The following is a 26513-nucleotide window of genomic DNA, read 5'->3' as shown; positions in this document are numbered from 1 at the left end:
TGCATTTGCGGCCGCTCGCGGCGCCTGGTGACGGCCGGCGGCGCTCAACCAGACTTGGCGAGCCGCACGCCGAGCTCGTTCGGCGGCACCGGATGCCCCTCGGCGCAACGGATTTCGACGCCCGCCTCGGCGCCGCAGCCCAGGTGCGTCAGCCGCAGCCGGTGGCGGCCCGGCAGGTGGCGACGGCCCCACTCGAACATCGCCCAGACCACCGGCATGAAATCGATGCCGGCCTCGGTGAGCACGTACTCCTCGCGGGCGCGCTGGCCGGGCTCGCGGTAGGGCCGCCGCGCCAGCAGGCCGAACTCAACCAGTTCCGCCAGTCGCGCCGCCGTGGCCGCCTTGGTGATTCCGACCCGCCGGGCGAAGTCGTCGAACCTCGTCGTGCCGTAGTACGCCTCGCGCATGATCAGCATCGCGGACTTGGTGCCGACGACGGTCATGGTCTTCTCGATCGCACATTCGCCGACCGCCGACCAGTTCTCCCGGTCCGCCAGGGCGCCCTGCAGAAATGTCATGTAGATCACCTCCCGGTCTGGGTTGCTTTTAGTATACCCAGGTGTTACAGCTGAATATAGCAAAGAATACTCAGCTTAAGGAGGAGCCATGAACCGCGACGCCGTCATCGTCGGGGCGGTCCGCACCCCGATCGGCAAGGGCAAGGCCAGCGGTGCGCTGCACGACGTGCTGCCCGCCGACCTGCTGGCGCACGCCCTGCGGGAATTGGTGGCCCGCACCGGCGTCGACCCCGCGCAGGTCGACGACGTGATCGCCGGCGCCGTCGCCCAGGTCGGCGACCAGGCCGTCAACATCGCCCGCAACGCGCTGCTGGGCGCGGGGTTCCCGGAGTCGGTGCCCGGCGTCACGATCGACCGCCAGTGCGGCAGCAGCCAGCAGGCCATCAGCTTCGCCGCCCAGGGTGTGCTCGCCGGCGCCTACGACCTCGTCATCGCCGCCGGCGTGGAGTCCATGGGCCGCGTCCCGATGGGCACCTCGGTGCTACCGGGCAGCGACCCGTTCGGCCACGATATGGCCCAGCGCTACCCCGACGGCCTGGTGCCGCAGGGGATCAGCGCCGAGTTGATCGCCGCGAAGTGGGGCCTCTCGCGCGCCCAGCTCGACGAGTTCTCCGCCGGCAGCCACGAGAAGGCCGCCCGCGCCACCAAGGAGGGCCTGTTCGACAACGAGCTCATTCCGATCGCCGGGCTGCACACCGACGAGATCATCCGGCCCGGCACGACGGTCGAGACCCTGGCCGGGCTGCAGCCGGCGTTCTACAGCGAGGCGGCCGAAGCGCGCTTCCCGCAGATCAATTGGGAGATCACGCCGGGCAACTCCTCGCCGCTGTCCGACGGCAGCGCCGCGGTGCTCATCACCACCAGCGAGGTCGCGGGCAGGCTGGGCCTGCGCCCGCTGGCGCGCATCCACACCACGACCGTCGTCGGCTCCGACCCGCTCTACATGCTGACCGGGGTCGTCCCCGCCACCGAAAAGGTGTTGGCCCGTGCGGGTCTCACGCTGGCCGACATCGACCTGTTCGAGGTGAACGAGGCGTTCGCGCCCGTCGTGCTCGCGTGGGCGCAGGACACCGGCGCGGATCTGGCCAAGACCAACGTCAACGGCGGCGCCATCGCGATCGGCCACCCGCTGGGCGCCAGCGGCGCGCGCATCATGACCACGCTCGTCAACGCCCTGCATCAGCACGGCGGACGGTACGGCCTGCAGACGATGTGCGAGGGCGGCGGCATGGCCAACGCCACCATCATCGAGCGGCTCGACTAGAAGGGAGCGGGCGATGGACGTAATCCGCGCAGCCGCAGTTCAACTCAGCCCGGTGTTGTACAGCCGGGAGGGCACGATCGAACGGGTGGTAGCCAAGATCGAGCAGCTGTCCCGGCAGGACGTGCAGTTCGCGACGTTCCCGGAAACTGTGGTCCCCTACTATCCCTATTTCTCTTTCGTCCAGCGTCCCTTCGAGATGCGCGCCGAGCACCTCAAGCTGCTGGATCGGGCCGTGACCATCCCGTCGCCGGCGGTCGATGCGATCGCCGAGGCGGCGCGTGCGGCCGCCATGGTGGTGTCGATCGGCGTCAACGAGCGCGACGGCGGCTCGTTGTACAACACCCAGTTGTTGTTCGATTCCGACGGCGCCCTCCTGCAGCGCCGCCGCAAGATCATGCCGACCTACCACGAACGAATGGTGTGGGGCCAGGGCGACGGCAGCGGACTGCGCGCGGTCGACACCGCGGTCGGGCGCATCGGGCAGTTGGCGTGCTATGAGCACTTCAACGCACTGGCCCGCTACGCCTTGATCGCCGACGGCGAGCAGATCCACTCGAGCATGTTTCCCGGATCGTTCGGGGGCGACTTGTTCGCCCAGCAGATGGAGATCAGCGTGCGCAATCACGCGCTCGAGTCGGGCGTGTTCGTCGTCAATGCGACCGCGTGGCTCGACGCCGATCAGCAGGCGCAGATCATGGCCGACACGGGTTGCCCGATCGGCCCGATCTCGGGTGGTCAATTCACCGCGATCATCACGCCCCAGGGCGAGTACCTGGGCGAGCCGCTGCGCACCGGCGAGGGCGAGGTCGTCGCCGATCTCGACTTGTCGCTGATCAACACCCGGAAGGTCCTGATGGATGCCGGCGGCCACTACGGCCGGCCCGAACTGCTGAGCCTGCGGATAGATCGCACCCCTCGCGCGCCCGTGCACGAGCACATCGAACTCGAGGAGGTCGAGCATGTCAGTGTCTGAAACCCGCTTCGACGGCATCCGGGTGCGTTACGACAGCGCCAAGAGCTACGACGAACTGGTGGCCGCGCTGCTGGCCGACATCGGCGAAAAGCCGGTTCCGATCGACGAACTTTCGGCGACGTTCCACACCTGGGAGTCCTACCGGGACGAGGTTGAGTCCCACGTTGGCCCAAGCGGATTCATGCTGTTCGGGTTGTTCGATCACGGTGGCTGGATCACCAAGGCCGGGATCGACCGCAAGGCGCTCCGCGTCATCCTCGGCAACCCGCTGATCGCCATCACAATGTTGCGCCACGACGTGACCGCGGGCCTGTTCGCCCCCGTCGAGCTGCTGCTGGCCGATGAGGGCACAGGCAGCAGCCTGACGTACGTGCGGCCGTCGACGCTGATGGTGGTCGAAACGAATCCCGAGTTGCTCGGCGCGGCGAAGCAACTGGACGCCAAGCTGGCCGAGCTGGCGGCCAAGGTGACCACCCTCAGCGGCGGTTGAGGTGGTCCCGGATCGCCGAGATGGTGACCGTGATCGCGTCGGCGCTGCCGCCTCCGAACGGCGCCATGCTGGCGAATCCGTGTGTCAGTGAACCGAATTGACGATGGTCCACCTCAACGCCGGCCGACCGTAGGGCCGCCGCGTACGCATTGCCCTCGTCGCGCAGCGGATCGAATCCCGCGGTGAGCACCAGGGCCGGCGCAAGGCCTGATAGGTCAGTCGCCTTCAGCGGAGACACGCGGGCATCGTCGGGCGCCAGATCGCTGCCGTCCAGATACAGGTCGTTGAACCACTGTGTGTCGCGCTCGGACAGGAAGAACCCCTCGGCAAACAACGCGCGTGACGGCGTTTTCGCGGACAGGTCGAGCACCGGGTAGAGCAGCACCTGCAGCGCCGGTTGCGGAAGGCCCTCGTCGCGGCCGCGCAGCGCGACGAGCGCCGCCAGGTTGCCGCCCGCGCTGTCGCCGCCAACGCCGATTCGGGACGGGTCCGCGCCCAGCTCCGCGGCGTGCCCCAGCGCCCATCGGTAGGCCGCGACGCAGTCGTCAACCGCCGCCGGGGCCTTGTGTTCCGGTGCCAGCCGGTAGTCCACCGACAACACATGTATCGCGGCGTCCCTGCAGACCATCCGGCACAGCCCGTCGTGGGATTCGATGTCGCCCACGGCAAAACCGCCGCCGTGGAAAAAGACAAGCAACGGCGCCGCCCCCGCGGCCGGCGGTCGGTAGTGCCGCACCGGGAGGGGGCAGGCGGGACCGGGAACCGTGAAATCGGTGACGGCAACGGCGATGTGGGTGGCCATCACCGCGTGCGAGCTTCGCATCAGGGCGCGGGCGGATTCGGGATCGCCGGCCGCCGACAGGCCCCCGGTACGGGTGCGCCGTTGGGCGGCCATCATCAGCTGAAGCGTGGGGTCAAGGGTGTTGCCGTCGATGGTGACCCGCCTGCCGCCGGCGAGCAAGCGCTTGAGCCAGGACGGAATCCATGGCACAACTTTCACGCCGGCGCGAAGCGCCGCGTTGGTCGCCGTGAGCGAGCGCGGGTGGGGTCGCTTGCGCGTCATTGACGACAAACGGCGACATCGGCGGTCGTCGAGCGTGGACGCCCTTCGGGCCGGGCGCTCATCCATGTCGACCACTTGCCCGCTCGATCATCACCGCGGCCGGAACCATCAGGATGTTGATCAACCGCAGCGGCAACGATCGCCAACACCGCCCGGGGCGCTCGGCGCCGGCTGCCGGTTGACGGCCGGTCGAGCTGTTCGGTTGTCATCGGCTTGATGCGCCGGATCGAAGTCAGAGCCAACCGGTGCGGGCCGCGGCGACCGGCTCGGGCGGGGCCGGGGCCAGGGTCCCGTCGCGCACGCCGTCGAGCATCCGCTTCACCGCGGCGACGATGTCCGGGGCCGACGCGACGAGCCCCGCCTTATCGGCCTCGCTGACCTCGCCGGGATCGATTCCCGCCCTGGCCAGCACGGTGTCCGGGTCGGCCAGCTGACCGGCCAGCCACGACACCGGGTCGGCCGACAACTCGGGGACGAAGTGCCGGCGGCCGGGTTCCCACCCGTCGAAGCGGGGGTGGTGGTGGGCGCGGTCCAGCGTGCCGGGGGGACTCTCGGTGGACCCGAACAGGTCCACCCGCCACGCCGGGCGGGTGAAGGCGATCGGGACGCCGGCGTAGATCGACCCGCGCGGCTCGTCGCGGTCGACGAGGCGCAGCTCCAGCCTGACCCCACGCTCCGGGGTCTCCTGGCCGGTGAGTGGGCGCGGGTCGACGAAATACATGTCCCCGACGACCACCCCCAGGGTTTCGAATCCGAACGCTGCGAACATCGCGTGCCTTTCCCTATGCCTCCGTCTACTCTCCCATTCCGTGCAGGCAAGCAAAACAGTCATTGCGGCGGTCCTCGTGGTTCCGGCGGTGCTGGCGGGTTGCGGGACCCAGGGCCACCCGGCGGCCCAGACCGTCACCGTCACCTCGACGCTGCCCCCGGTCACCCAAACCCAGACGGTGACCTTCACCCCGCCGCCGCCGCCCGGGCCCAAAACGACCATCACCGCCGACGGCACCTACCAGGTCGGGGTGGACATCGTGGCGGGCACGTACCGCAGCAGCGGCCGGGCCGATTGCTATTGGGCACGCCTGAGGACGCTGGCCACCAACGACATCATCGACAACGACAACGCCTCCGGCCCCGCGGTGGTGGCGATTTTGCCCAGCGACGCCGCGTTCCTGACGAAACGATGCGGCACCTGGCAGCGGTCCGGCTAACGCCGCGCCGAACGTGAAACTGTCGCGAGTTTCGGCGCGGATTTTCGCAACCAATTCACGCTCGGCGCAAGGGCTTTAGGCGGCGTCGCGGGTTGCGGCCTTCGCGGCCCGCTTGGCGCGCCGCCACCCCCGCACGGTGACGATCGCGGTCTTCAGGCCCCGTCGCCGTCCGGTCGCCGGGTCGGTGCCGCCGAAACCGGGCTCCAGTTGCGCGAACATCCGCTCGCTGCGCGTCTCCGGCGCGTCGTCGGCATCGTCGCGCAGGTACTTGTTCGGCAGCGACAGCTTGGCGATGGTTCGCCACGTCTTGCCGTACTGCAGCAGGAATGAGCCCGTGGTGTAGGGCAGGTCGTACTTGTCGCAGACCTGGCGCACCCGCACCGAGATCTCGTGCAGCCGGTTGCTCGGCAGATCGGGATAGAGGTGGTGCTCGATCTGGTGGCAGAGATTGCCGCTCATGAACCGCAGCGCCGGCCCGGCCTCGAAGTTGGCGCTGCCCAGCATCTGGCGCAGGTACCACTGCCCCTTGGTTTCGCCGATCATGTCGGTCTTGGTGAACTTCTCCGCGCCGTCCGGGAAATGGCCGCAGAAGATGACGGCGTTGGCCCACACGTTGCGGATCACGTTGGCGACCGCGTTCGCCGTCAACGTGGACCGGTACGTCGCGCCGGGCGACAGCGCGGTCAGCGCCGGGAACGCGACGTAGTCCTTGAGTACCTGGCGGCCCGCCTTGGCCAGGAACTCGTCGGTCCGCTGCCGGGCTTCGTCCCCGTCCATCCGTTTCTTGACGATCTTGCCGAGCTCGACGTGCTGCAGCCCGACGCCCCATTCAAAGAGGAGCGCAAGCATGGTGTTGTACAGCAAGTTGAAGGTGTTGAAGCGCTTCCAGCGCTGGTCGCGGGTGACGCGCAGCAGGCCGTAGCCGACGTCGTCGTCCATTCCGAGGATGTTGGTGTACTTGTGGTGCACGAAGTTGTGGGTGTAGCGCCAGTGCTTGGACGACCCGCTCATGTCCCACTCCCACGTCGAGGAGTGAATCTCCGGGTCGTTCATCCAGTCCCACTGGCCGTGCATGACGTTGTGGCCGATCTCCATGTTCTCGACGATCTTGGCCACCGCCAGCGTCACGGTGCCCGCCCACCAGGCCGAACGCCGCGAACTGGCGGCCAGCACCAGCCGGCCGGCCACCTCGAGCGCGCGCTGCGCGGCGATGGTGCGGCGGATGTAGCGGGCGTCTTTCGCCCCGCGAGAGTCTTCGATGTCCTGGCGGATGGCATCCAGCTCAACGGCCAGGCCTTCGATGTCGGCGTCCGTCAGATGGGCGAATACGTCGACGTCGGTGATCGCCATCGTCTTCTTCTCCCTATCGGTCGTCTTTTCGATCGCATTACCTACGCCATCGTAACCTACGAAACCGTAGGTTACCTGTGAGTAGCCTTTAAATATCGAGCATACAATCGCCGGAAGCGGCCGACACACAGGTCTGGATCCGGGTTCCGGGATCGTGTTCGGCGCCGGTCCGCAGGTCGCGCACGTGGCCGTCGACCAGACTGACCACACAGGACTGGCAGATGCCCATCCGGCAGCCGAACGGCATCTGCACGCCGGCGCCCTCCCCCGCGTCCATCAACGACGTCGCGGCATCAGCCGCAACGGCGCGCCCGCTGCGGGCGAACGTAACTGTGCCGCCGGCCCCGGCGGGTGCGGCCTTGGACACGGCGAAGCGCTCCAGGTGCAGCCGGTCGCCGACGCCCGCCGAAGACCACAGCTTCTCGGCCCGCGCCAGCAGGCCCTCCGGCCCGCACGCCCAGGTCTGACGCTCGCGCCAGTCGGGCACCTCGTGGTCCAGCGCGGCGAGGTCGAGGCGGCCCTGGGTGCGCGTCTGGCGCACCTGCAGCCGATAGCCGGGCTCGCGGGCGGCCAACTGGGCCAGCTCGGCACCGAACATCACCTCGGCTTCGGTGGGCGCCGAATGCAGATGGGTGATGTCGCCGATCTGGTTGCGGCGCACCAACGTTCGCAGCATCGACATCACCGGCGTTATGCCGGAGCCGGCCGTCAAAAACAGGATCGACGGCGGCGCCGGGTCGGGCAGGACGAAGTTGCCCTGCGGCGCGGCCAGCCGGACGATGGTCCCGGGCTCGACGCCGGCCACCAGGTGGGTGGACAGGAAACCTTCGGGCATCGCCTTGACGGTGATGGTCACCGTGCGATCGGAGCCGGGCGCTACCGGACTTGAAGTCAGCGAGTAGGACCGCCAGCGCCAGCGACCGTCCACCAGCAGCCCGATCCCGATGTACTGGCCCGGCTGGTAGTCGAAGCTGAAACCCCAGCCCGGCTTGATCACCAGGGTCGCGGAATCCTCGGTCTCCCGGCGTACCTCGAGGATGCGGCCCCGCAGTTCGCGCGCCGACCACAGCGGGTTTGCCAGGTGCAGATAGTCGTCGGGCAACAGCGGCGTGGTGATGCGCGCGGCGATCTTGCGCAGCGTGTTCCAGCCCGGATGCCGATCCGCCCCGGCGACGGCCGGGCGCTTGGTCTCCCCGACATTGGCGGTGACCGGTGCGTATTGCTTGCCCACTAAAAGCTCCTGCTCACGACGCCCTCCAAAAGGCTACGGTACCGTAACCTACGGTGCCGTATCCAGATGCGCTGGTCAGGACTGCGTCACAGTGCGAGGCTAAAGCAGGTCGAGTAGGAACGGCAGCTCCTGGGTCGCGTACCACGCAAGGTCGTGGTCCATCGCGTCACCGACGACCAGCCCGGCGTCCTCGTCGCCCAGGTCCGCGGCGTCGATGTCCTCGATCGCCCGGGCAACGTCGGGCTCGGCGGCGGCGTTGTCGACGTAGGCGGCGACGACCCGGTCGAGCGTGACGGGCGCGCCGAGCCGCACGACGGCGTCGTCGAGATCGGGACGGTAGGTGACGTCATCGGCCTCGGCGGCCAGCACGGCGCGCCGGGGCGGCAGGCCGGCCTCGGCGTCATCGGCCAGCAGCCGCAGCGACGCCAGCGCCGCCTCGCGCAGCGCCACCTCGGTGAGCTCGTCGTCGTCGCCCTCGGCGTAGGCCTCGCGCAGCCGCGGCGTCAGCGCGAACGCGGTGCCGTTGACCGGCCGCAGCGAGCCGTCGGCCACGAGGCGTTGCAGCATCGCCAGGGTGGCCGGGATGTAGACCTGAATTTCAGCCCCCGATCAGTGTGGCCGCGTAGTCATCCACGTAGCGGGACAGCTCACGGGGCGGGCGCCGGTAATTGTCGCTCACCACCGGACGTTCGGGCAGCTTGACCTTCGGCCGCCCGACGTCGTGGTAGGAGATCGTGGACAGCAGATGCGCCATCATGTTCAGCCGCGCGTGCTTCTTGAGGTCCGATTCCACGACGTACCACGGGCTGGCCGGGATGTCGGTGTGGACCATCATCTCGTCCTTGGCGCGCGAATAGTCCGTCCACCGATACAGCGCTTCCATGTCCATGGGGCTGAGTTTCCATTGCCGCACAGGGTCATTCAGCCGCGCCTTGAACCGGCGCAGCTGCTCGGCCTCGGAGACGGAAAACCAGTACTTGCGCAACAGGATCCCGTCGTCGATGAGCATCTGTTCGAAAATGGGCGTCTGCCGCAAGAACAGCGCATGCTCTTGCGGCGTACAGAATCCCATGACCTTTTCGACGCCCGCACGGTTGTACCACGACCGGTCGAACAGCGCTATTTCGCCCTTGGCGGGCAGGTGCGCGATGTAGCGCTGGTAATACCACTGGCCGCGTTCGCGATCGGTCGGGGCGGGCAGCGCCACGATGCGGGCCACGCGGGGATTGAGGTATTCGGTGATCCGTTTGATGGTTCCACCCTTGCCGGCCCCGTCGCGCCCCTCGAAGACCACGACGATACGCGCACCGGTGTGCCGCACCCACTCCTGCAACTTCACGAATTCCGTTTGGAGCCGGAATAATTCGGACTCGTAGACGGCGCCGGAGATTTTGCGCGGGGCCGGCTGACCGCCGGTCGTCTGAGTGCTCACACCAACGAATGATAGATCCAGGCACCGGATTTCACCCGGCCACTCAACGGGAACCCTCGAGAAGTTCCTCCAGGGCCTGGTTCAGCAGGCCCGGCAACAGGTCGACATCGCTCATCGCATCGCGGTCGGCATTGATCCCGAAGTACAGCATGCCGTTGTAGGACGTCACGCTGATCGCCAGTGCCTGCTGGTTGAGCAGCGGTGGGACGGCGTAGGTCTCCAGCAGCTTGGCGCCGGCGATGTACATCTGCGACTGGGCGCCCGGGGCGTTGGTGATCAACAGGTTGAAGGTGCGCTTGGAAAAACTCGGAAAGCTCGTCGCAACCCGAATTCCCATGGCGTGCAGCGTCGGTGGCGCGAAACCCGACAGGGTGACGATCGTGCGGGCGTCGACCAGGCTGGCCGCGGTCGGGTTGGACTCCGTGGCGTGGGCGATCTGCGACAGCCGCACCACCGGATTGGCCTCCCCCACCGGCAAATCCACCAGGAAGGGGGTGACCTGGCTGATCATCTGGCCGGGGCCGGTCGAGTCCAGTTGCTCATCGGCGTAGACCGACAGCGGCGCCATCGCACGCACCGTCGCGGTCGGCGCGACCGCCTCCCCGCGGGACAGCAGCCAGTTGCCCAGCGCGCCGGCCACCACGGCGAGCACCACGTCGTTGACGTCGCAGTCGTAGCGCGCGCGCACCGTGCGGTAGTCCTCGAGGCTGCCGCGGGCCACCGTGAACCGCCGGTTGCGCGAGACGGTGGCGTTGAGCGGGCTGCTGGGCGCCGTGCCGCGCGCCACCGCCCGCGCGATGTCGGCCACGCGGCGGCCTGCCTCGAGCAGCGCACCGGCATCGGTCACCAGCCCGGTCACCGCGGACCCGGCGGCTTGCAGCTGCGTGCCGGGCCCCGCCGCCCAGTCGCCGATCGCCCCCAGCACCAGCCGCATGTGGCCGGGGTCGCGTTCCGGTATCCAGATGTCCTCGGGAAACGGCGGCGGGCGTCGGGTCCGGTCGGCGATCACGTGGCCGATTTCCAGCGCCGTCATCCCGTTGATCAACGCCTGATGGGACTTGGTGTAGAGGGCGACCCGGTTTTTGGCCAGGCCCTCGACCAGGTACATCTCCCAGAGCGGTCGCGACTTGTCCAGCGGGCGCGCGGCCAGCCGCGCGACCAGCTCGTGCAGCTGCTCGTCGCTGCCCGGCGACGGCAGCGCCGAGCGGCGCACGTGATAGGTGATATCGAACTCGTTGTCGTCGATCCACACCGGCCTGGCCATGCCGATCCGCAGTTCGCGAACCTTTTGCCGGTAGCGCGGTATCTGGGCCAGCCGCTGCTCGACGGTGGCCAGCAGCTTCTCGTAGCTCAATCCCGCCCGTGGGCGCTGCAGGATGGACAGCGACCCGACATACATCGGGGTGGCCGTGTTCTCCAGCCGGTAGAAGGAGGCGTCCGCCGGGGACAACCGGGTCACCATTGCGGCGCTGTCCTCCTGGTTTTCGTTAAGTGAACGGATGTTCCCGCCCACGGTAATCGCCGACGCGGGGCGGGGCTCGCCACGGGTGCGCCACGGCGCGATCGGCGCGCATACGCGCCGGCTCACGCTGTGCCATGATGACCACTGACCACCCCGTCTGCCACTCTCCAGCAGCGTCGATCCGATGGAGAGTGCGCGTTGACCGTTTTCGCCGTGACGCCCGTCGTCGACTACGAGCCGCCACGGCGAGACGTCCCCCGGTGCCGGCCGCAGCCCCACGCGTCGCCGCGCCACCGCCCGCAGGCACCCCGCCGGCCGCACCCCGCCCAACCGGGCAGGAAGCCGACGGCCGGGCCCGCGGCCACCTCCGAGCCGATGCGCCAGGCGGCGGTCTTCGCCGACGCCGCGCTGCGCCGGGTGCTCGAAGTCATCGACCGGCGACGCCCCGCCGCGCAGCTGCGGCCCGTGCTCGCGCCCGGCCTGGTGGACTCCGTGCTCTCCATCGGTCGCCGCCCACCCACGCGGCACGGCGCCGCGGTGCTGCGCCGCACGCGGCTGCAACCGGCGGGCCACCGCGACCCCGAGGCCGCCGCCGAGGTGTTCGGGTCCTACAGCCGCGGGCACCGGGTGCACGCCATCGCCTGCCGCGTGGAACGGGTGCACGGCGGCGCCGGCGGCGCCCGGTGGCTGGTGGTCGCCCTGCACATCGGCTGACGATCAGGCAGCGGGCGTGGGCGCGCCTCCCACGTACCGGGCCAGCACCGGCCCCGCGATCGCCATCACGAAGACGTACGACGTCGCCAGCGCTGCGACGCCGGGGATGGACGTGCCGACCAGGCCGATGATGATCAGCGAGAACTCCCCGCGGGCGATGAGCGCGGTACCCGCGCGCAGCTGCCCGCGCCGGGCCACGCCGTCGCGGCGGGCGGCCACGACCCCGGTGGCCACCTTCGTCGCCGCGGTGACCGCGGCCAGGGCCAGCGCCACCGGCAACATCGGCAGCAGCTCCTTCGGGTCGACCGACAGGCCGATCGCCAGGAAGAAGATGGCGGCGAACAGGTCGCGCAGCGGGCCCAGCACCTGGCGCGCCCGATCGGCCGTCGCACCGGTCAGCGTGAGGCCCACCAGGAACGCGCCGACGGCGGCCGAGGCATGCAGGACCTCGGCCACCGCCGCGACGATCAGCGTGATGCCCAGGACCCGCAGCAGCAGCTGCTCGGAGTCGGGGTGCTCGACCAGCCGGCCGACGTGGTGTCCCCACCGGTAGGACGCGGCAAACGCGGCCAGCAGCGCGCCGACCGCGACGACCATGCCGGCGACGGCCCGCACCCAGCCACCCCCCGCCGCCAGCACCGCGAACAGCGGCAGGTAGGCCGCCATCGCGAAGTCCTCGAGGACCAGCACCGACAGCACCGCCGGCGTCTCGCGGTTACCGAGCCGGCCCAAATCCTGCACCAGCCGCGCGATGACGCCCGACGACGAGATGTAGGTGACCCCGGCCAGGGCCAGGATGGCGACGCCGTCCAGGCCCAGCAGCCAGCCGGCCACCGCGCCGGGCGTGGCGTTGAGGACGATGTCGACGGCGGCGGACGGCAGGTGGTGGCGCAGGCTGCTGGCGAATTCGGTCGCCGAGAATTCCAGGCCCAGGGTCAGCAGGAGCAGCACCACCCCGATCGGCGCGGCCGTCTCGATGAACTCGCCGGCCGCGGCGACCGACAGCAGCCCGCCCTTGCCCAGCGACAGGCCCGCCAGCAAATAGACCGGGATGGGGGACAACGCCAGGCGGCGCGCCACGCCGCCCAGCACGGCAAGCGTGGCCAGGAGGGCGCCGAGTTGTAGCAGCAGCGCCCCCGAAACCTGCACCTGCTCAGCCCTTGTCGATGATCTGTTCGACGCCCGCGATGCCGTCTTCGGTGCCGATGACGATCAGCACGTCTCGCGCGTGCAGCACTTCGGCCGGACCGGGCGAGGCGAGCACTTCGTCGTTGCGCACGATCGCCACGATCGACGCCCCCGTGCGGGTGCGGGCCCGGGTGTCACCAAGCGGACGGCCCGCGAAGGGGCTGCCGGCCACGACGTGAACCTGCCCCGTCTCGAGGCCGGGCACCTGCCGGGACAGTTCGGTGAACCGCTCGGCGATGCGGGGCGCGCCCAGTATCTGGGCGACGGCCTCGGCCTCGTCGTCGGCCAGGTGCAAAACCGGCCGGGCCTGATCGGGGTCGTCGGCGCCGTACAGGACGACGTCGAAGTCGCCGCCGCGACGTGCGATGATGCCGATCCGCTCGCCCTTGTGGCTGGTGAATTCGTATCGGAGACCGACGCCCGGCAGCAGCACCTCCTTGACATCCATGACACCCATCTTTACAGGTGCGCCGGGACCGTCAACCGCGGTGCGTTACCGCCGCGGGCCTGCTAAGCGAGAGTTAGTGCTGGCCAACGGTTTCGGCCGGGTGCCGGGCCGGGTGCGGGACCAGCATCGGCACGTCGCGGCGGTACTCGCGGTATTCGTCACCCAGCGCGTCGACGAGATTGCGCTCTTCGAAGTGCACGCCGATCAGGACATAGCCCGTCATCGCGAACGAGAACAGCAGGTGCCCGGCGGTCATCGTGGGCGCCGACCAGAAGGCGATGAGCAGACCGAGCATCAGCGGGTGGCGCACCAGCCGGTAGAGCCACCGCGCGTGAAACCCGATGTGGCTGTACGACTTTCCACGCCACGCCAGATACACCTGGCGCAGGCCGAACAGGTCGAAGTGGCTCACCATGAACGTCGATGCCAGCCCGATCGCCCAGCCCAGCCAGAACACGGCCCACACCACCGCGCGCCCGGCCGGTTGGCGCACGTCCCAGATGATCGCCGGCATCGTTCGCCACTGCCAATACAGCAGCACCAGCACCGCGCTCGAGGCCACCACGTAGGTGCTGCGCTCGATGGAGTCGGGCACGAATCGGGCCCACCACGCCTTGAACGACGGCCGCGCCATGACGCTGTGCTGGACGCCGAACGCGCCCACGAGCAACACGTTGACCAGCACCGCCTGGCCGATGGACGCGGTCAGCCCGTGATCGACGGTGCGCGGCACGAAGAGGTTGCCCACGAAGGCGATGAGATACAGGAACGCGGCGAGGAACAGCAGGTAGGCCGCCGCGCCGTAGGCGACGATCAGGTAGCGCTTCATGGTCCCCAGTGTCCGCCGCGCGCGCCCGGGCGTATATAGGTCATTTGCCTCAACTTCGCGCGACGGCGCCCTAGTCAGAATTGACTATTCCTCCTGAGTTGAGGCGAATGCCCCATGCGGCCGTGGCGACGGCGAACCGATGATCGCAGGTGACAGATTTCGGGTAACCACGGAGGCCACATCATGACCGAATCCATATGCACGGCAACGACCGTCGAGCCGCTCGATATCCGGCGATCAGATCGCGTGGCCCGGCCACCCGAGGGCGTTCGGGTCGACGCGGTTGGCATCAGCCGGCGCGTCGGCGACCGCCAGATCCTTCACCAGCTGTCACTCTCGGTACAACCCGGCGAACTGATCGCCATCGCCGGCGGCAGCGGAGCCGGGAAGACGACATTGCTGGAGATCCTCGCCGGACTGCAACCGCCTTCCGCGGGAAGGCTTTTGCACGACGGCGTCGCATGTCGCCCCGGCGCCGGCCCGGCGATCGGTTACGTGCCCCAGGACGACATCATCCATCTGGAGATGCCGCTGCGCCGCACGCTGCGGTACGCGGCGCTGCTGCGGCTCCCGGCGGGAACGCCCGCGGCCGACGCCGAACGGATCGTGGACGAAACCCTGCGCGATCTCGACCTGGCCGACCGCGCCGACGTTCCGGTGCGTGCGCTGTCCGGCGGTCAACGCAAGCGGGCCAGCATCGCCGTGGAGTTGCTCACCCGGCCCCGCCTCTTCTTCCTCGACGAACCGACGTCCGGCCTCGACCCCGCCACCGCGGCCGACGTGATGCGCCTGCTGCGCCGGCTCAGCCGGCGCGGGATCACCATCGTGCTGACGACACACGAGCCGGCGGGCATCGACCGCTGTGACCGGGTGGTATTCCTGGCCCGCGACGGCCACCTGGCCTTCACCGGCACTCCCACCGCGGCGCGGCGCTACTTCGGAGCAGAACGCCTCACCGAGGTGTATGAGCGCCTGGCCGGCGAGCACACCCCGCAGATCTGGGCGCAGAGATTCGCGGAGAGCCGGCTGAACTCGACTACCCGGCCCGCGGCGCCGCTACCGCCGCTTACGGCCGCACGGACCGACGTCAAGCGCACGGGCATGGTCCGGCAATGGTGGCTGCTCACCCGGCGAAATGTCGATGTGCTCGCCCGCAATCGACTGACCCTCGCGATCCTGCTCGGCTCGCCGGTGCTGGTGACGGCGATGATGGCGACGCTGTTCAAACGCGGCGCGTTCGATCCGGGCAGCGCGGCCGACGTCGGCCCCGCGCAGATCGTGTTCTGGATCGCGTTCGACGGCTTCTTCTTCGGCCTGACCTACGGCCTGCTTCAGATCGTCGGCGAAATGGCCGTGTTCCGGCGCGAACGCCTGTCCGGGCTCAGCGTGGGCGCCTACGTGGCGTCGAAGGTGACGGCGCTGCTGCCGGTTCTGGCGGGAGTGAGCGCGGTGCTGCTGGTTGTGCTACGCGCACTGGGTCGGCTCCCCGCTCTCGGGTGGGGCGTCTACGCCTCGCTGTTCGCGACGATCGTGATCGAGGCGACGTCGGCACTGGCCCTGGGCCTTTTCGCCTCGGCCGCCGTCTCCAACGCCGCGCAGGCGGCCCTGGCCCTGCCGATGCTGTGCTTCCCCCAGGTTCTGTTCGGTGGCGCCATCGTCCCCGTCGACCAGATGGCCACCCCCGGGCGCCTGATGAGCCTGGTGCTGTCCAACCGCCACGCGTTCGACGCGTTGGGTCGCGACCTGGACCTCGACCGCTACAGCAGCACGCTGCCGGCCATGTCCGCCTACCATCACGCCTTCCAGGGAGGCACCACCACCAGTCTCATCGCGCTCGCCTCGTTCGCGGTGGCCCTGACGCTGGCAACCGCATGGGTGCTGGACCGGCGATCCCGGCCCGGCGCATCCACCCGATGACGGCGGCGCGCTGTTGCATCCCTGGGCCGCGGCGTTGACCGGGCGAGCAGATACTCAGGTGGGCGCGCTGCCGGTCAGGCCGTGCCGTGTCGCGTACAAGCTGGCCCCGATCCGGTTCGAAACCCCGATCTTGGCATAGATGTGCTCAACGTGATTGCGTACGGTTTTCTCGGAAATCCAAAGGGCCGAGGCGATCTCACGGTTGGAGGACCCCTGCGCGACATGAAGCAATATCTCGGCCTCGCGGCGAGTCAGTCCCGCCGGCCTCGCGGCACGCCGTAACGGCCGGTGGCCCGCGGCCTCCAGTACGGCCTCGACCGCGTCGCCGTCGAGGCGGCCGCGGGTCGCTTCGCTTCGAAGTCGTCCAGCCGCGGCATCCTCGTCGAGTGCATCGCGATACGGCCGTGGTTCCATTGAGCCGCAGTAGCTTTCGGCGGCGGCAAATACCCGGTCGCGCACCGACAGGTCGTCACCCCGAAGGCCATTCGGATAGCCCGACCCGTCCAGTCGTTCGTGATGGACCACCGCGACCTCGCGGATGGCTTTGAGTCCACCGACCCGCGCCAAGATCCTGCCGGTCAAATACGGATGCAGATTCATCCGCTCTCGTTCGGCGTGGGTCAATTCACCCGGCTTTTCCCACACCCGGTTGGACACACCGATCCGACCGAGGTCGTGAACGTAGCCCGCGCGGCGCAGGACGTCGACCTCTTCCTGCGGCAGCCCGGCGCATTTCCCGGCGTTCTGGGCCAGCTCGGCCACGGCGCGGGAATGCCCAAGGGTGAACGGGCATTTCAAGTCGGCAAAATCCCCCATCGCGCACAAGAGGCGGTCGAGCGCGGGATCGTCCAGCGTTTCTTGGGGATCCGGCGCCAACTCGGCAGCGGTCGACCAGACATCTTCGTCCTCGCGCAACAGCTCGTCGGCGGCCGCCGTGAACGCTGCCACGATATTCGGGTCGAACTGTTTTCCGCTCCGGCGGCGCACCTCCGCGACCGCGGCCCCGGCGCCGTGGGCGCGGTGGTGCACTTCGGCGATGTCGGCGAGCTGCGCCACCCGCATCGCCACGGGTATCTGGTCCCCGGCCGCGCCGGCGGGAAGACCGCTGCCATCCCACCGCTCGTACGCGAAGGGAAGGGCTTCGCAGACGTCCGCGCCCAGCCCGATCTCGTCGGCGAGCAACGCCGCCGACAGGCAATGGGACCGCATCAACGCGCCGAGATTCCCGCGCGCGTCCAAGAACAGTTTGGCCGCCAACTGCGCTCGTTTCGGCAACGCCGACCCACGGCCGAGGTTGCCCACGAGAAATCGCCGAAACGGCGCGCCGGACCAGTCGACGAAGTGGCTGTCGTGTCGCACCGCAATGTCGTCGCCGAACCACCGCGCGTACTCGTGCGAGTCGGCGTGACACCCGATCCACATCACCAGACCGGTGTAGAAAACGGTCCCGCGCTCGCGCTCGCCGAGCCCAAGCCGCTCGGCAAGCCTCGTGCCCATCGCCGCGGATCGCAGCATGTGATCCATCGGTTGCCCGAGCCCAAGGTCGATCGCCAGAGACAGCGCCGACAAAATCTCAGTCCGCGATACGGCTGTGTCGAAGGGCACCGAACTCGCCCCTTTCTCGACCGGTCGCTGGCCTCGGCGTCAGTGCGTCAGCGCTTCTTGACCGATTTCGGCGGCTTGGTGCCGCGGCCCTGCCGCCGCGCGGCCTCGCGTCGCTCGCGCCGGCTCGCCCCACCGGGGACGCCGGCCGGGGTCTTCTGCTGGCCGCCGCCGTTGCGCTGCACCTGTGCCGAACCGTCCTCGGACGGACCGGAATACGTCATCGCGGGTGCTTCGTTATCGATTCCCTTGGCGCGCAACATGCTTGGGGGCTCTTCGCGCGCCGGGGCGGGTGGCTCGGGGGCGCCGTCCTGCGGAGCGGCCGCGGTCGCGTCCAACTCCGCCAGCCCCTCCGGCGTCGGCTGCGGGGCGACCTGCGGGGCGGGCACCGCCTCCACGGTGACGTTGAACAGGAACCCGACCGACTCCTCCTTCATGCCGTCGAGCATGGCCATGAACATGTCGTAGCCCTCGCGCTGGTATTCCACCAGCGGATCGCGCTGCGCCATCGCACGCAGCCCGATGCCCTCCTTGAGGTAGTCCATTTCGTAGAGGTGCTCGCGCCACTTGCGGTCGATGACGTTGAGCAGCACGTTGCGTTCCAGCTGGCGCATCGCGCCCTCACCGGCGATTTCCTCGAGCTCGGCTTCCCTTGCGCCGTAAGCACGTTCGGCGTCCTTGAGCAACGCGTCGAGCAGTTCCTCGCGGGTCAGGTCGTCGCTGTCGGAGTCCGCGTCGGGATGTGTCAGGCTCTCGTGGGTGATCCCGACCGGGTAGAGCGTCTTCAGCGCCGTCCACAGCGCGTCGAGGTCCCAGTCCTCGGCGTAGCCCTCGACGGTCGCGCCGTTGACGTAGGCGGTGATCACGTCGCGGACCATGTCGAGCGCCTGGTCCTTGAGGTTCTCGCCCTCGAGGATTCGGCGGCGCTCGGCATAGATCACCTTGCGCTGCTGGTTCATCACCTCGTCGTACTTGAGGACGTTCTTTCTGACCTCGAAGTTCTGCTGCTCGACCTGAGTCTGGGCGCTCTTGATGGCGCGGGTGACCATCTTGTTCTCGATCGGCACGTCGTCCGGCAGGTTCAGCCGGTTGAGCATCGCCTCCAGCGCGGCGCCGTTGAAGCGGCGCATCAGCTCGTCGGAGAGCGACAGATAAAAGCGTGACTCGCCCGGGTCGCCCTGCCGGCCGGAGCGGCCGCGCAGCTGGTTGTCGATGCGCCGCGACTCGTGACGTTCGGTGCCCAGCACGTACAGGCCGCCGGCCTCGATCACCTCGGTGGCCTCCTTGGAGGCCTCCTCCTTGACGACGGGCAGCTCGGCGTGCCAGGCCTCCTCGTACTCGTCGGGCGTCTCCACCGGGTCCAGGCCGCGTTCGCGCAACCGCTGGTCGGTGAGGAAGTCGACGTTGCCGCCCAGGACGATGTCGGTGCCGCGGCCGGCCATGTTGGTGGCCACCGTGACGCCGCCGCGCCGCCCGGCCACCGCGATGATGGTCGCCTCCTGCTCGTGGAACTTCGCGTTGAGCACGTTGTGCGGGACTCGGCGCTTCTGGAACTGCCGCGACAGGTACTCCGAGCGCTCCACGCTGGTGGTGCCGATCAGGACGGGCTGGCCCTTCTCGTAGCGCTCGGCGACGTCGTCGACCACCGCGATGTACTTGGCTTCCTCGGTCTTGTAGATGAGGTCGGAGCAGTCGGTGCGGATCATCGGCTTGTTGGTCGGGATCGGCACCACGCCCAGCTTGTAGATCTCGTGCAGCTCGGCCGCCTCGGTCTGGGCGGTGCCGGTCATGCCGGCCAGCTTGTCGTAGAGCCGGAAGTAGTTCTGCAGGGTGATGGTGGCCAGCGTCTGGTTCTCGGCCTTGATCTCGACGTGCTCCTTGGCCTCGATGGCCTGGTGCATGCCCTCGTTGTAGCGGCGCCCGATCAGCACACGGCCGGTGAACTCGTCGACGATGAGCACCTCGCCGTCGCGGACGATGTAGTCCTTGTCCCGGTTGAACAGCTCCTTGGCCTTCAGCGCGTTGTTGAGGTAGCTGACCAGCGGCGAGTTGGCGGCCTCGTAGAGGTTGTCGATGCCGAGCTGGTCCTCGACGAATTCCACGCCCTTCTCGTGCACGCCGACGGTGCGCTTGCGCAGGTCGACCTCGTAGTGGGTGTCCTTTTCCATCAGCGGCGCCAGCCGGGCGAACTCGGTGTACCAGTTGGAGGCGCCGTCGGCGGGGCCGGAGATGATCAGCGGCGTGCGGGCCTCGTCGATCAGGATCGAGTCGACCTCGTCGACGATGGCGTAGTTGTGCCCGCGCTGCACCAGGTCGTCGAGCGAGTGCGCCATGTTGTCGCGCAGGTAGTCGAAGCCGAACTCGTTGTTGGTGCCGTAGGTGATGTCGGCGTTGTAGGCGACGCGCCGCTCGTCGGGCGTCATCTGCGCGAGGATGACGCCGACCTGCAGGCCCAGGAAGCGGTGCACCCGGCCCATCCACTCGCTGTCGCGTTTGGCCAGGTAGTCGTTGACGGTGACGATGTGCACGCCCTTGCCGGCCAGTGCGTTGAGATAGGCGGGCAGCACGCAGGTCAGGGTCTTGCCCTCACCGGTCTTCATCTCGGCGACGTTGCCCAGGTGCAGCGCGCACGCGCCCATCACCTGCACGTCGAACGGGCGCTGGTCCAGCACCCGCCACGCGGCCTCGCGGGCGACGGCGAACGCCTCGGGCAGCAGGTCATCGAGGGTCTCCCCCTCGTCGGCAAGCCGCCGTTTGAACTCGTCGGTCTTGGCCCTCAGCTCCGCGTCGGTGAGCTTCTCGATGTCGTCGGACAACGTGTTGACATAGTCGGCCACCCGCTTGAGGCGCTTGACCATGCGACCTTCACCAAGGCGCAGCAACTTCGACAGCACAGCTATGTTTCCCCTGTTGGTAGGAGTCCTCGTTGTTTAGCGAGCGACCCCCATCGTAGGCGACGAGCCAGCCGCACCCGCCGATCAAGCCCGATCGGATCAGGCCAGTCGAATAAGCCCGTAGTCGTAGGCGTGCCGGCGGTAGACGACGGAGGGCCGTTCGGTCTCCCTGTCGTAGAAAAGGAAGAAGTTGTGCCCGACGAGCTCCATCTCGTAGAGCGCCTCGTCGACCGACATCGGGGTGGCCTCGTGCTCCTTGGTGCGCACCACGCGCCCGGGCTCGTGGTCGTCGTGAGGTTCCATGCCGTCGTGTTCGTGGGGTTCGACCGGCCCGGAGTTGAAGGCGCCTTGCGGCAGTGGGGTCACCGCGGTGGCCGCGGCCAGCGAAACCGGGGTCTTATCGCCGTAGTGGACCTTGCGGCGGTCCTTGACGCGGCGCAGCCGGCTCTCCAGCTTGTCGACCGCCGACTCGAACGCGGCGTAGAAGCTGTCGGCGCAGGCCTCCGCCCGGCTCACCGGGCCGCGGCCGCGGGCGGTGATCTCCACGCGTTGGCAGGACTTGCGCTGGCGCCGGTTGGGCGCGTGTTTGAGCTCGACATCGAAAAGATAAATGGAGCGGTCGAATCGTTCGAGGCGGGCGAGTTTTTGTGAGACGTAGACGCGGTAGTGATCGGGGATTTCGACGTTGCGGCCCTTGAACACGACTTCGGTACTGGCCAGTTCGGCCGGCCCGGCGCTGTCTGCCGGGGGTTGGTCCAGAATCTGACCGGGATCGACGGTAAGCCTTGACATACGTGTCAACTCGTTTCCTTTTCCACGTCGCACGCGCTGCGTGCCAGCTTTCAGATGACGCAACGACGGGGTGGGAACGGCTCTCGAAGGGATCGCCGCCGCAGGCTGCCCGCCGGTGCAAGGTGTCGAATACTCACCCCCTTCGCAGTGGCGTCTCAGCCCGGGGAATCGCGACAGGATGTCCCTGAACGTTGATTTCGACGTTAGCTCTAGTTCGCCTTGGGGCGCCACCAATTTCGCACAGCTGTTGCGTGTTCTTCACAACCTCTTGGCCGGCTCATCGGGGATTCAGAGGCTTTCACGCCGCCGCGATCGCCAGCACCGCGGCCACCCGGACACCGGCGGAGCGCAGGGTCCGCACCGACTCGCGCGCCGTCGCGCCGGTGGTGACGATGTCGTCGACGACCACCACTTCTGCCTCCGGCGTTCGGCCCCGCAGCACCACGCGTCCGGCGAGGTTGCGCTCGCGCGCCGACGTGCCGAGCCCCACCGAGTCGCGGGCGAGCCCCCTCATCCGCAGGGCCGCGGCAACTGTGACGTCCGGGTGCCCGGCCACCGCGGCCCGCGCCAGGCGGGCCACCGGGTCACCGCCGCGGCGGCGCGCCGCCGAGCGCCGCGTCGGCGCGGGCACGAGCGTCAGCGGGGTCTCGACCATCCCCCACGTCAGCAGCCGGTGGAGCCCGAGCGCCAGCGCCGGGGCCAGCGTCGCGACGAGGTCGCCGCGGCCGCGCTCCTTCATCGCCAGAATCGCCCGGCGGCGCGCGCCGGCGTAGCGACCCAGCGCGAACACCGGCACCTGGGGGTCGACGCGCGGGTTGATCACGTGCGGCTCGTCGGGCCGGACCGCGAGCTCCCTGGCGCAGGCGTCACACCAGCGGGTCGACGGCGTCCCGCAGCCGCCGCATTCCAGCGGCAGGATCAGGTCGAGCACGCCCGCCAGTGTGACGGTGGGGAGTGACACTCCGCCGGCGCTAGCCCGGCAGCACGGGCGCCGCCCCGGGCGTCGACAACCCGGACACCTCCGACCAGCTCTGCTGGCTTTCCGGGGCCGACGCCGAATACTGCAGCACCCCCGACGGGCCGGCGACGTACACCGTCGACGGGTTGGCCGCGACGACCGACACCGGGGTCTGCATGCCGCGGGCCGGCGCGTCGGAGTTCACCCCGTCGAGGTTGACGTAGGACACCGGATGGCCGGCGTCGGTGCGGGTCACCACGATGTCGTCGCCGGTGCGCCACGACAGCGTGATCACCGAATTGCCCAAACCGAAGCCCAGCCGGCGCGGGTAGGTCAGGGCGTACTGGCCGGCCTGCGTCTGCTCCACCCCGGCGAGGATCACCTGGCCGTTGATCGCCATCGCGGCGCGCGTCCCGTCGCGCGAGAGCTGCAGGTCGGTGATCGGACCGGGGAAGCTGGCGGACACCAGCGCGGAGTCCACCGGGATGCGCGCGGGCTGCCCCGACGCCGGCTCCTGAATCGCGCGCAGCACGTTGTTGTTGTCGACCACCACCCACACGGCGTCGTCCAGCGCCCAGCTGGGCCGGGTCAGGCTGTGCCCGTCGGCGGACTGCACCGCCTCGCCGCCGAGGTCGCCGATCCACAGCGACGCCGCCTGATCCGGGGCGCCGCGGCGCAGCGTCACCACCGACGCCACCTCGCGCCCGTTGCGCGACAGCGCGGCCCCGGTCTGGTCGCCCATCCGCCCGAAGGCCCCCGGCACGGTGGTGGCGTGCTGGCCGTCCAGCCCGACGAGCGACCCGTTGACCAGGGCGTGCAGACCGGCGCCCGCGCCGTCGGCGACGCCGGGATCGGTGGCCGCGACGTCCGAGGTGGTCCAGCCCTCGGCGAACCTGTCGTCCAGCGGCGCGCCGTCGGCGTTGATCACGTACGGGCCGCGGATGTCGGCGCGGGCCAGCGTCCAAATGATCTGCGCGGCAAGCAATTGCCGACTGTGCGGATCGGTGGTGGACAGCTTCTCCAGGTCGATGCGCGCACCGCCGTAACCGCGCCCGATCCCGTTCTTGCCGCCGTCGGCCCGCGTCACCGGCCCGCGCAACCGCAGCGGCGGTGCGAGCAGGTTGCGCACGGTGTGGGCCATCTCGGGGCGCGGCCCGGCCAGCATTTTGGAGATGAGCTCGGTGGGCAGCTGGTCGTGATCGGACACCGCGACGTAGCGGGGATCGGGCACCACCGTCTTGCCGGTCGGGTCGGCGAAGTACAGGGTGTTGCGTTTGTAGGTGGCCTGGAATTGCTGCCAGTCCAGGAAGACCCCGTTGGGCAGGCGGTCGATGCGCCAGCCGTCCCGCGTCTTGACCAACTCGATCGGGCCCGGGTCCGGCAGCACGCCCTCGGCGGTCTCGAAGACGCCCACGTCGGACAGCGAGCCCAGCATGTCGGCCCGCATGGTCGCCGAAACCCGTTCGGCGGCACGGGTTTCCACGAAAACCACGTGGTCGATCAGCAGCGCGCTGCCGGCGTCGTCCCACGCGTTGGACGCCGACTGGGTGAGAAACTGCCGCGCCGCCAGGTGCCGGTTCGCCGGATCCGCTGTGGCCTTGAGGAATTCGCGCAGCAACACGTCGGGGTCCATGCCCGGGGTGGGCTTGGGCAGGTTCGACGGCGCCGGCCGCTCGACGGTGCCGATGGCCTGCGGGGCCGACGAGCTGGGCACCCCGGCGCACCCGCCCAGCAGCACCGCGGCACACAGCAGGCCGATAAGCCGCCGCACCTAGACGCCCCTTTCGGCGGGTTCGCGCTGGCGCGCCTTGTCCGGCGGTGGCGCGGGCGCGCCCGGCGGATCGGGCTGCGGCGGAATGGGTTTCAGCGGCAGCGGGCTGGTGGTGACCTTGTGCCCGCGCACCAGCGGCAGGGTCAGCCGGAAGCAGGCACCCTGGCCGGGTTCGCCCCAGGCCTCCAGCCGGCCCTGGTGCAGGCGGGCGTCCTCGATGCTGATCGCCAGGCCCAGTCCGGTGCCGCCGGAGCGGCGCACCCGGGAGGGGTCCGAGCGCCAGAACCGGCTGAACACCAGCTTCTCCTCGCCGGGTCGCAGCCCCACCCCGTGGTCGCGGACGGTGACCGCGACGGTGTCCTCGTCGACGCCCATCCGGATGCGCACCGGTTTGTGCTCGGCGTGGTCGATGGCGTTGGCGATCAGGTTGCGCAGGATCCGTTCCACCCGGCGCGCGTCGACCTCGGCGATCACCTCTTCGGCGGGCAGGTCGACGAGCAGCTCGATGCCGGCCTCCTCGGCCAGGTGGCCCACGTTGCCCAGCGCGCTTTGCACGGTAGAGCGCAGGTCGACCGCCTCGACGGACAGCTCGGCCACGCCGGCGTCGTGCCGCGAGATCTCCAGCAGGTCGTTGAGCAGCGTCTCGAAGCGGTCCAGCTCGCTGACCATCAGCTCGGTGGAGCGGGCCAGCGTGGGATCGAGGTCGGCGCTGTGGTCGTAGATCAGGTCCGCGGCCATGCGCACGGTGGTCAGCGGGGTGCGCAGCTCGTGGCTGACGTCGGAGGTGAAGCGGCGCTGCAGGTTGCCGAACTCCTCGAGCTGGGTGATCTGCCGCGACAGGCTCTCGGCCATGTCGTTGAACGACACCGCCAGCCGCGCCATGTCGTCCTCGCCGCGCACCGGCATCCGTTCGGACAGGTGCCCCTCGGCGAACCGCTCGGCGATGCGCGACGCCGAGCGCACCGGCACCACCACCTGCCGGGAAACCAGCAGCGCGATCCCGGCGAGCAACACCAGCAGCAGCGCGCCGCCGGTGATCATCGTGCCGCGCACCAGCTGGATGGTGGCCTGCTCACTTTTGAGCGGGAAGATCAGATACAGCTCCAGGTTGGCCACCTGCGCCGACGCGGGTGTGCCGATGACCAGCGCCGGCCCCGAGAAGCCGTCGGTGTGCACCGTGGCGTACTGATAGGCCGCCTGCCCCGCCTTGACGAAGCCCCGCAGCGAATTGGGCACCTGGTCGACGGGGCCGGCCGTCGTCGCGGCGCGCGGCCCGTCGCCGGGCACCATCAGCACCGCGTCGAACGCGCCGGCCAGCCCGGCGCCCGAGGCCGGGTCGGTCTTCGACGTCAGCGTGTTACGCGCCAGCTGCAGGCTGCTGTCCAGCGAGCGCGTCTCCTCGCCGTTGACGATCCCGCTGACGGTGGTGCGCGCCCGCTCGATCTGCTCGATGGCGGCCTTGACCTTCACGTCGAGCACCCGGTTGGTGACCTGGCTGGTCAGCACGAAGCCGAGCGCGAGGATCACCGCCAGCGACAGTCCCAGCGTCAGCGCCACGACTCGCAGCTGTAGCGATCGGCGCCAGGCAACGCCCACGGCTCGACTCAACGCACCCACGCCGCGGCTCATGGGGCCGGAGCGCCCCCAACGACTTCGCGTGCGTCGCCGCGAGGCACGAATCACTCGCGACGCCCCGCATCGTCGCCGGGGCGGATCACGGAGGTCCGGCCTTGTATCCCACTCCTCGAACGGTCAACACCACGGTCGGGTTCTCAGGGTCTTTTTCGACCTTGGCCCGCAGGCGCTGGACGTGCACGTTCACCAGGCGGGTGTCCGCCGGGTGCCGGTATCCCCACACCTGTTCGAGCAGCACATCACGAGTAAACACCTGGCGCGGTTTGCGTGCCAGCGCGACCAACAGGTCGAACTCCAGCGGGGTGAGGGAGATCTGCTCGCCGTTGCGGGTGACCTTGTGCGCGGGCACGTCGATGTCGACGTCGGCGATGGACAGCATCTCGGCGGGCTCGTCGTCGTTGCGCCGCAGCCGCGCGCGCACCCGGGCGACCAGCTCCTTGGGCTTGAACGGCTTCATGATGTAGTCGTCGGCGCCCGACTCCAGGCCGAGCACCACGTCCACGGTGTCGGTCTTGGCGGTCAGCATCACGATCGGGACGCCGGAGTCGGCGCGCAGCACCCGGCACACGTCGATGCCGTTCATGCCGGGCAGCATCAAATCCAGCAGCACCAGGTCGGGGCGCAACTCGCGCACCGCGGTCAGGGCCTGGGTGCCGTCGCCGATGACCGCGGTGTCGAAGCCCTCCCCGCGCAGCACGATGGTGAGCATCTCGGCCAGCGAAGCGTCGTCGTCGACGACCAAAATCCTTTGCCTCATGGAGTCCATGGTGTCAC

General features: G+C 69.2%; 24 protein-coding genes. 6 read left to right on the top strand and 18 right to left on the bottom strand.

The features are described from left to right. Positions 1 to 44 precede the first annotated feature (44 nt). The gene (locus AC5Y43_RS04675) at positions 45 to 518 is read right to left on the bottom strand and encodes a winged helix-turn-helix transcriptional regulator (protein ID WP_499969844.1); all 474 of its coding nucleotides are present in this window, start codon (positions 516 to 518) and stop codon (positions 45 to 47) included. 88 nt (positions 519 to 606) lie between these two features. Between AC5Y43_RS04675 and AC5Y43_RS04670 the strand changes: the two genes are divergently transcribed. The 3 genes from AC5Y43_RS04670 to AC5Y43_RS04660 are packed head-to-tail and all read left to right on the top strand — an operon-like array spanning position 607 to position 3245. Continuing rightward, positions 607 to 1782 (top strand): thiolase family protein, encoded by a 1176-nt coding sequence (locus tag AC5Y43_RS04670; protein ID WP_499969843.1) that lies wholly within the window; start codon positions 607 to 609, stop codon positions 1780 to 1782. A 13-nt stretch (positions 1783 to 1795) separates the two neighbouring features. Then, positions 1796 to 2755 carry a carbon-nitrogen hydrolase family protein gene (locus AC5Y43_RS04665; protein WP_499969841.1) on the top strand — a complete coding sequence of 320 codons (960 nt, stop codon included), beginning with the start codon at positions 1796 to 1798 and terminating at the stop codon, positions 2753 to 2755. Beyond that, positions 2742 to 3245, top strand: a complete 504-nt coding sequence (locus AC5Y43_RS04660; protein ID WP_499969840.1) for a DUF302 domain-containing protein — start codon at positions 2742 to 2744, stop codon at positions 3243 to 3245. The genes AC5Y43_RS04665 and AC5Y43_RS04660 overlap by 14 nt, the downstream gene beginning before the upstream one ends. Here AC5Y43_RS04660 and AC5Y43_RS04655 read toward each other — a convergent pair. Then, on the bottom strand, positions 3232 to 4308 hold the full coding sequence (locus tag AC5Y43_RS04655; RefSeq protein WP_499969839.1) for an alpha/beta hydrolase: 1077 nt from the start codon (positions 4306 to 4308) through the stop codon (positions 3232 to 3234). The genes AC5Y43_RS04660 and AC5Y43_RS04655 overlap by 14 nt on opposite strands. A 232-nt stretch (positions 4309 to 4540) precedes the next feature. Further along, positions 4541 to 5077 carry a hypothetical protein gene (locus tag AC5Y43_RS04650; protein ID WP_499969837.1) on the bottom strand — a complete coding sequence of 179 codons (537 nt, stop codon included), beginning with the start codon at positions 5075 to 5077 and terminating at the stop codon, positions 4541 to 4543. A gap of 40 nt (positions 5078 to 5117) precedes the next feature. Between AC5Y43_RS04650 and AC5Y43_RS04645 the strand changes: the two genes are divergently transcribed. Then, a complete protein-coding gene (locus tag AC5Y43_RS04645) occupies positions 5118 to 5516 on the top strand; it encodes an Rv1352/Rv1906c domain-containing protein (protein WP_499969835.1) in 399 nt (132 codons plus the stop codon). Between the two features lie 75 nt (positions 5517 to 5591). Here the strand turns inward: AC5Y43_RS04645 and AC5Y43_RS04640 are convergent, their stop codons facing one another. The 5 genes from AC5Y43_RS04640 to AC5Y43_RS04620 all read right to left on the bottom strand — a co-directional run bounded on the left by AC5Y43_RS04640 (position 5592) and on the right by AC5Y43_RS04620 (position 10991). Then, positions 5592 to 6866: a fatty acid desaturase family protein gene (locus AC5Y43_RS04640; protein ID WP_499969833.1), complete on the bottom strand. Its 1275-nt coding sequence runs from the start codon at positions 6864 to 6866 to the stop codon at positions 5592 to 5594. 88 nt (positions 6867 to 6954) lie between these two features. Next, entirely contained in the window at positions 6955 to 8097 is a 1143-nt protein-coding gene (locus AC5Y43_RS04635) for a ferredoxin reductase (protein ID WP_499969832.1), read from the bottom strand. Between the two features lie 99 nt (positions 8098 to 8196). Further along, complete coding sequence (locus AC5Y43_RS04630) at positions 8197 to 8694, bottom strand: DUF6912 family protein (RefSeq protein WP_499970429.1); 498 nt, start codon at positions 8692 to 8694, stop codon at positions 8197 to 8199. 1 nt (position 8695) lies between these two features. Next, positions 8696 to 9529 (bottom strand): polyphosphate kinase 2, encoded by an 834-nt coding sequence (ppk2, locus tag AC5Y43_RS04625; protein ID WP_499969831.1) that lies wholly within the window; start codon positions 9527 to 9529, stop codon positions 8696 to 8698. 43 nt (positions 9530 to 9572) lie between these two features. Then, complete coding sequence (locus AC5Y43_RS04620; RefSeq protein WP_499970427.1) at positions 9573 to 10991, bottom strand: WS/DGAT/MGAT family O-acyltransferase; 1419 nt, start codon at positions 10989 to 10991, stop codon at positions 9573 to 9575. A 198-nt stretch (positions 10992 to 11189) separates the two neighbouring features. Between AC5Y43_RS04620 and AC5Y43_RS04615 the strand changes: the two genes are divergently transcribed. Continuing rightward, on the top strand, positions 11190 to 11705 hold the full coding sequence (locus AC5Y43_RS04615) for an Rv3235 family protein (RefSeq protein ID WP_499969829.1): 516 nt from the start codon (positions 11190 to 11192) through the stop codon (positions 11703 to 11705). A 3-nt stretch (positions 11706 to 11708) separates the two neighbouring features. On the opposite strand, the gene AC5Y43_RS04610 is transcribed toward AC5Y43_RS04615, so the two are convergent. The 3 genes from AC5Y43_RS04610 to mddA all read right to left on the bottom strand — a co-directional run bounded on the left by AC5Y43_RS04610 (position 11709) and on the right by mddA (position 14170). Then, positions 11709 to 12854 (bottom strand): cation:proton antiporter, encoded by a 1146-nt coding sequence (locus AC5Y43_RS04610; protein ID WP_499969827.1) that lies wholly within the window; start codon positions 12852 to 12854, stop codon positions 11709 to 11711. 4 nt (positions 12855 to 12858) lie between these two features. Continuing rightward, positions 12859 to 13341, bottom strand: coding sequence for a cation:proton antiporter regulatory subunit (locus tag AC5Y43_RS04605; protein ID WP_499969825.1), 483 nt, complete (start codon positions 13339 to 13341; stop codon positions 12859 to 12861). A gap of 73 nt (positions 13342 to 13414) precedes the next feature. Then, positions 13415 to 14170, bottom strand: a complete 756-nt coding sequence (mddA, locus tag AC5Y43_RS04600) for a methanethiol S-methyltransferase (protein WP_499969823.1) — start codon at positions 14168 to 14170, stop codon at positions 13415 to 13417. A gap of 183 nt (positions 14171 to 14353) precedes the next feature. Here mddA and AC5Y43_RS04595 point away from each other — a divergent pair, with 183 nt between their 5' ends. Then, entirely contained in the window at positions 14354 to 16087 is a 1734-nt protein-coding gene (locus AC5Y43_RS04595) for an ABC transporter ATP-binding protein/permease (RefSeq protein WP_499969821.1), read from the top strand. 54 nt (positions 16088 to 16141) lie between these two features. Here the strand turns inward: AC5Y43_RS04595 and AC5Y43_RS04590 are convergent, their stop codons facing one another. The 7 genes from AC5Y43_RS04590 to mtrA form a co-directional block, all read right to left on the bottom strand. Next, the gene (locus tag AC5Y43_RS04590; RefSeq protein WP_499969820.1) at positions 16142 to 17692 is read right to left on the bottom strand and encodes an HD domain-containing phosphohydrolase; all 1551 of its coding nucleotides are present in this window, start codon (positions 17690 to 17692) and stop codon (positions 16142 to 16144) included. Positions 17693 to 17739: 47 nt separating this feature from the next. Next, the gene (gene secA, locus AC5Y43_RS04585) at positions 17740 to 20583 is read right to left on the bottom strand and encodes a preprotein translocase subunit SecA (RefSeq protein WP_499969817.1); all 2844 of its coding nucleotides are present in this window, start codon (positions 20581 to 20583) and stop codon (positions 17740 to 17742) included. A gap of 99 nt (positions 20584 to 20682) precedes the next feature. After that, on the bottom strand, positions 20683 to 21375 hold the full coding sequence (hpf, locus tag AC5Y43_RS04580) for a ribosome hibernation-promoting factor, HPF/YfiA family (RefSeq protein ID WP_499969815.1): 693 nt from the start codon (positions 21373 to 21375) through the stop codon (positions 20683 to 20685). A gap of 298 nt (positions 21376 to 21673) precedes the next feature. Continuing rightward, positions 21674 to 22306 carry a ComF family protein gene (locus AC5Y43_RS04575; RefSeq protein WP_499970425.1) on the bottom strand — a complete coding sequence of 211 codons (633 nt, stop codon included), beginning with the start codon at positions 22304 to 22306 and terminating at the stop codon, positions 21674 to 21676. A gap of 40 nt (positions 22307 to 22346) precedes the next feature. Next, positions 22347 to 24104: an MtrAB system accessory lipoprotein LpqB gene (gene lpqB, locus AC5Y43_RS04570; protein ID WP_499969813.1), complete on the bottom strand. Its 1758-nt coding sequence runs from the start codon at positions 24102 to 24104 to the stop codon at positions 22347 to 22349. Then, positions 24105 to 25787: an MtrAB system histidine kinase MtrB gene (gene mtrB, locus AC5Y43_RS04565; protein ID WP_499969812.1), complete on the bottom strand. Its 1683-nt coding sequence runs from the start codon at positions 25785 to 25787 to the stop codon at positions 24105 to 24107. 31 nt (positions 25788 to 25818) lie between these two features. Next, complete coding sequence (gene mtrA, locus AC5Y43_RS04560) at positions 25819 to 26505, bottom strand: two-component system response regulator MtrA (protein ID WP_055576516.1); 687 nt, start codon at positions 26503 to 26505, stop codon at positions 25819 to 25821. Positions 26506 to 26513: the final 8 nt, after the last annotated feature.

The organism is Mycobacterium sp. NGS57, assembly GCF_059812405.1.
The sequence above is the reverse complement of the archived record's forward strand: the minus strand, read 5'-3'. Positions and strand labels throughout refer to the sequence as shown.

Excerpts from the sequence above, each read along its gene's own strand:
- AC5Y43_RS04620 (WP_499970427.1), bottom strand. The coding sequence starts at position 10,991 with ATGGTGACCCGGTTGTCCCCGGCGGACGCCTCCTTCTACCGGCTGGAG.
- hpf (WP_499969815.1), bottom strand. The coding sequence starts at position 21,375 with ATGTCAAGGCTTACCGTCGATCCCGGTCAGATTCTGGACCAACCCCCG.
- AC5Y43_RS04665 (WP_499969841.1), top strand. The coding sequence starts at position 1,796 with ATGGACGTAATCCGCGCAGCCGCAGTTCAACTCAGCCCGGTGTTGTAC.
- AC5Y43_RS04650 (WP_499969837.1), bottom strand. The coding sequence starts at position 5,077 with ATGTTCGCAGCGTTCGGATTCGAAACCCTGGGGGTGGTCGTCGGGGAC.
- AC5Y43_RS04655 (WP_499969839.1), bottom strand. The coding sequence starts at position 4,308 with ATGACGCGCAAGCGACCCCACCCGCGCTCGCTCACGGCGACCAACGCG.
- AC5Y43_RS04605 (WP_499969825.1), bottom strand. The coding sequence starts at position 13,341 with ATGGATGTCAAGGAGGTGCTGCTGCCGGGCGTCGGTCTCCGATACGAA.
- mddA (WP_499969823.1), bottom strand. The coding sequence starts at position 14,170 with ATGAAGCGCTACCTGATCGTCGCCTACGGCGCGGCGGCCTACCTGCTG.
- mtrA (WP_055576516.1), bottom strand. The coding sequence starts at position 26,505 with ATGGACTCCATGAGGCAAAGGATTTTGGTCGTCGACGACGACGCTTCG.
- AC5Y43_RS04640 (WP_499969833.1), bottom strand. The coding sequence starts at position 6,866 with ATGGCGATCACCGACGTCGACGTATTCGCCCATCTGACGGACGCCGAC.
- AC5Y43_RS04675 (WP_499969844.1), bottom strand. The coding sequence starts at position 518 with ATGACATTTCTGCAGGGCGCCCTGGCGGACCGGGAGAACTGGTCGGCG.
- AC5Y43_RS04660 (WP_499969840.1), top strand. The coding sequence starts at position 2,742 with ATGTCAGTGTCTGAAACCCGCTTCGACGGCATCCGGGTGCGTTACGAC.
- AC5Y43_RS04670 (WP_499969843.1), top strand. The coding sequence starts at position 607 with ATGAACCGCGACGCCGTCATCGTCGGGGCGGTCCGCACCCCGATCGGC.
- AC5Y43_RS04595 (WP_499969821.1), top strand. The coding sequence starts at position 14,354 with ATGACCGAATCCATATGCACGGCAACGACCGTCGAGCCGCTCGATATC.